Here is a 2,776-nt window from a genome sequence, read left to right as displayed (position 1 = left end):
CGTTTTACCCCACCCCTTAATCCCCTCCCCTTGGCAAGGGGAGGGGAGGTTTTGCGCCAGCAAAGCCGGGGTGGGGTAACGCAAAGCATGATGGTAAGTTAGTGAATTCAAAATCGCGTTTTTACAAGGGTTTCACGTTAAATTGACACCAATGGCAGGATGCCTACCCCACAAGAGTTTACTAAGTTTAATTAAGTTGACCTACTTATCAACGAATTTTTCTGTTTCGCCTTCCTTGTAGCGGTTTCCGTCTTCTTTGTAAGAGCTTTTGCCTTGACATTTCCGTGTTTCGCGCAGCCTGTAAGAGCTTCTGCCTTCCCTGTAGCAGCTTCCGCCATGACGTTTCCGTATTCCGCGCAGCCTGTAAGAGCTTCCGCCTTCCCTGTAGCAGCTTACGTCATGACGTTTGCGTATTCCGCGCAGTCTGTAGCAGCTTCCGTTATGACCTTTGCGTATTCCGCCTTCCCTGTAGCATTAAAGTTGAATATTGCTTATGATTGCGCTTTAACGGGGGCTTGCAACAATTCAATGTCTCTAATTTCAAGAATGCCACTACTTTCAAATTGCACGCCGATTTGAATTGTGGCAGCATTCGCTTCTTTTTTAAAATAGGCACGCACTTTGTGAGGGTGAAAATTTTCCGTTGGTGAAACTCCTGTACCCCATGAAGTTCTTCTCATTGTGCCCGATTCTGTTGGTCTACGTAAACCTAAACTTACTGCAATCGATTTTTCTGTGTTCAGAGCTTTCGCGTTAAATTGACAAGCAAGAACACATTCTTGAACATCGGGTTCTGGAACTTCAAACAAGATGACATTCCGCAAAGGATCGTTACTATTAGTTAGAAAGCGTTGAGTATTATTTTCATAAGCTTCAACTTCCCAGGTTTCTCCTAAAGTTCTAATACCTCCCTTGGTAATTGTGGAATCAGCAATTGTAAATCGACGAATTACCACAAATGGTTCTGCGGCTTCGGGAATAATAAGGGGTTTTTCTAGCTCCTTCAAGACTTCTTGAGCTTTAGAGATAATAAAATTTTGGAAATTGTTGAATAACTCGTCAAACATAGCGTAGTTTACTGCCGTAGGCATCGCCCTAAATTATCTGATTCTTAGTCTTCCCTTTAAAAGTCAGCCTTTTGCAATACTTAGAAGTTACTTTACAGGCGCTTGCAACAATTCAATATCTCTAATCTGAAGAAACCCACTACTCTCAAATTGCACGCTAATTTGAATTTTTGCAGCATCCGCTTCTTTTTTAAAATAAGCACGGGCTTCGTAAGGCTGAAAATCTTGTGTTAGTGAAACTTCTGTTGGTTGCAGCGTCGTTAGTGTACCCCACTGTCCGGTTCTTTGCCAACCTAAACTAACTTTAATTGGTTTTTCAGTGTTTAGCGCTTTGGCGTGAAATTGGCAAGCAAGAACACATTCTGGAAGGTTGGGTTCTGGTACTTCAAATAAAATGACATTTCGCAAAGGATCTGCACTAATTATCAAAGACTGAGTATTATCGTCATAGGCCTCAATTTCCCAGGTTTCTCCTAGAGTTCTAATACCCCCCTTGGTAATTGTGGAATCAGCAGTGTTGAATCGACGAATCAGCACAAATGGCCCTGCGGGTTCGGGAACGCCGAAGCGTTTTTGCAGTTCGTTACCAACTTCTTGAATTTTAGAGTCAATACAACTTTTGAGATTATTTAATATATCGTCAAACATAACGTAGTTTCCTGTGGTAGACATTGCCACAAAGTCATAATATTTTTAGTATTCCCTGGGAAAGTTGCAAATCAGCGACCCCTAGAAATTCTCAAAATTAAAGATTTTCTCAAATAAAGATCATTTGGAAAACAAACAAGGGATAACTAAGGATACTTCCATCTTTGGTGACTATTTTCTGAGTTTTCTATAGGACTCATATTTGATTGAGTGAAAAAACTCAGTACACCCCTAAATTCCTTTTTTCCTGTTCCCTGTTAAGAGTTCCCTGTTAAGAGTTCCCTTTCTACACAAATATGTTCATTAATCAAATCGGATTCCTATATGACATATTGCCTGAGAATTGCTGACCTACCTTTAGATGAGCGTCCGCGCGAACGATTAATGACACATGGGGCCAAAATTTTAGGCACAGCCGAGTTAATTGCAATTCTACTAGGCACTGGTCAAGGGCCGGGGAAACTCTCAGCTGTGGGTTTGGGGCAATATATCTTAAGTGAATTGGGCAAACATCAGCGCGATCCTTTGGCAGCATTGCGAGAAGTAACACCCGCAGAATTAATGCAAATTCCCGGTGTCGGCCCCGCCAAAGCAACAAGTATTTTAGCTGCAATTGAATTAGGCAAACGTGCCTTTCAATCTCGACCTTCTGAAGGGACACTAATTGATAGTCCACTTGCTGCTGCTGCTACCCTCAGTCAAGATTTAATGTGGCAGATGCAAGAACGTTTTGCAGTTTTACTGTTAGATGTTAAAAATCGTTTGCTGGGTACGCAAGTAATTACTATTGGCACCGCAACTGAAACCCTAGCCTCTCCCCGTGAAATTTTTCGGGAAGTAATTCGTCAAGGCGCAACGCAAGTAATAGTTGCCCACAACCACCCTTCCGGTAACCTCGAACCCAGCCAAGAAGACATAGAATTGACGCGCCAGTTATTAACAGGGGCAAAGTTTTTAGGCATTCCCCTGCTAGATCATCTCATTTTGGGCAATGGTAATCATCAAAGTTTACGAGAAGTGACGACGTTGTGGGATGAATGTCCGCAGGGGGATTAGGGGGA

At 42.4% G+C, this 2,776-nt stretch carries 3 protein-coding genes; 1 reads left to right on the top strand and 2 read right to left on the bottom strand.

Features of this window, described 5'->3' with window-relative positions:
• Positions 1-491: 491 nt before the first annotated feature.
• Both GNE10_RS33570 and GNE10_RS33565 read right to left on the bottom strand, forming a co-directional pair.
• The gene (locus GNE10_RS33570) at positions 492-1,067 is read right to left on the bottom strand and encodes a hypothetical protein (RefSeq protein ID WP_185570364.1); all 576 of its coding nucleotides are present in this window, start codon (positions 1,065-1,067) and stop codon (positions 492-494) included.
• Positions 1,068-1,154: 87 nt separating this feature from the next.
• Positions 1,155-1,715 carry a hypothetical protein gene (locus GNE10_RS33565; protein WP_185570363.1) on the bottom strand — a complete coding sequence of 187 codons (561 nt, stop codon included), beginning with the start codon at positions 1,713-1,715 and terminating at the stop codon, positions 1,155-1,157.
• A 324-nt stretch (positions 1,716-2,039) separates the two neighbouring features.
• Here GNE10_RS33565 and radC point away from each other — a divergent pair, with 324 nt between their 5' ends.
• Entirely contained in the window at positions 2,040-2,771 is a 732-nt protein-coding gene (gene radC / locus GNE10_RS33560) for a DNA repair protein RadC (protein ID WP_185570362.1), read from the top strand.
• The last annotated feature ends 5 nt before the right edge of the window (positions 2,772-2,776 follow it).

The sequence above is a fragment of the Nostoc sp. 2RC genome (genome assembly GCF_014222165.1).
Taxonomy (GTDB): domain Bacteria; phylum Cyanobacteriota; class Cyanobacteriia; order Cyanobacteriales; family Nostocaceae; genus Nostoc; species Nostoc linckia.
Note: the sequence above shows the minus strand (reverse complement) of the source record. Positions and strands in the feature narration are given on the sequence as shown.

Excerpts from the sequence above, each read along its gene's own strand:
- GNE10_RS33570 (WP_185570364.1), bottom strand. The coding sequence starts at position 1,067 with ATGTTTGACGAGTTATTCAACAATTTCCAAAATTTTATTATCTCTAAA.
- GNE10_RS33565 (WP_185570363.1), bottom strand. The coding sequence starts at position 1,715 with ATGTTTGACGATATATTAAATAATCTCAAAAGTTGTATTGACTCTAAA.
- radC (WP_185570362.1), top strand. The coding sequence starts at position 2,040 with ATGACATATTGCCTGAGAATTGCTGACCTACCTTTAGATGAGCGTCCG.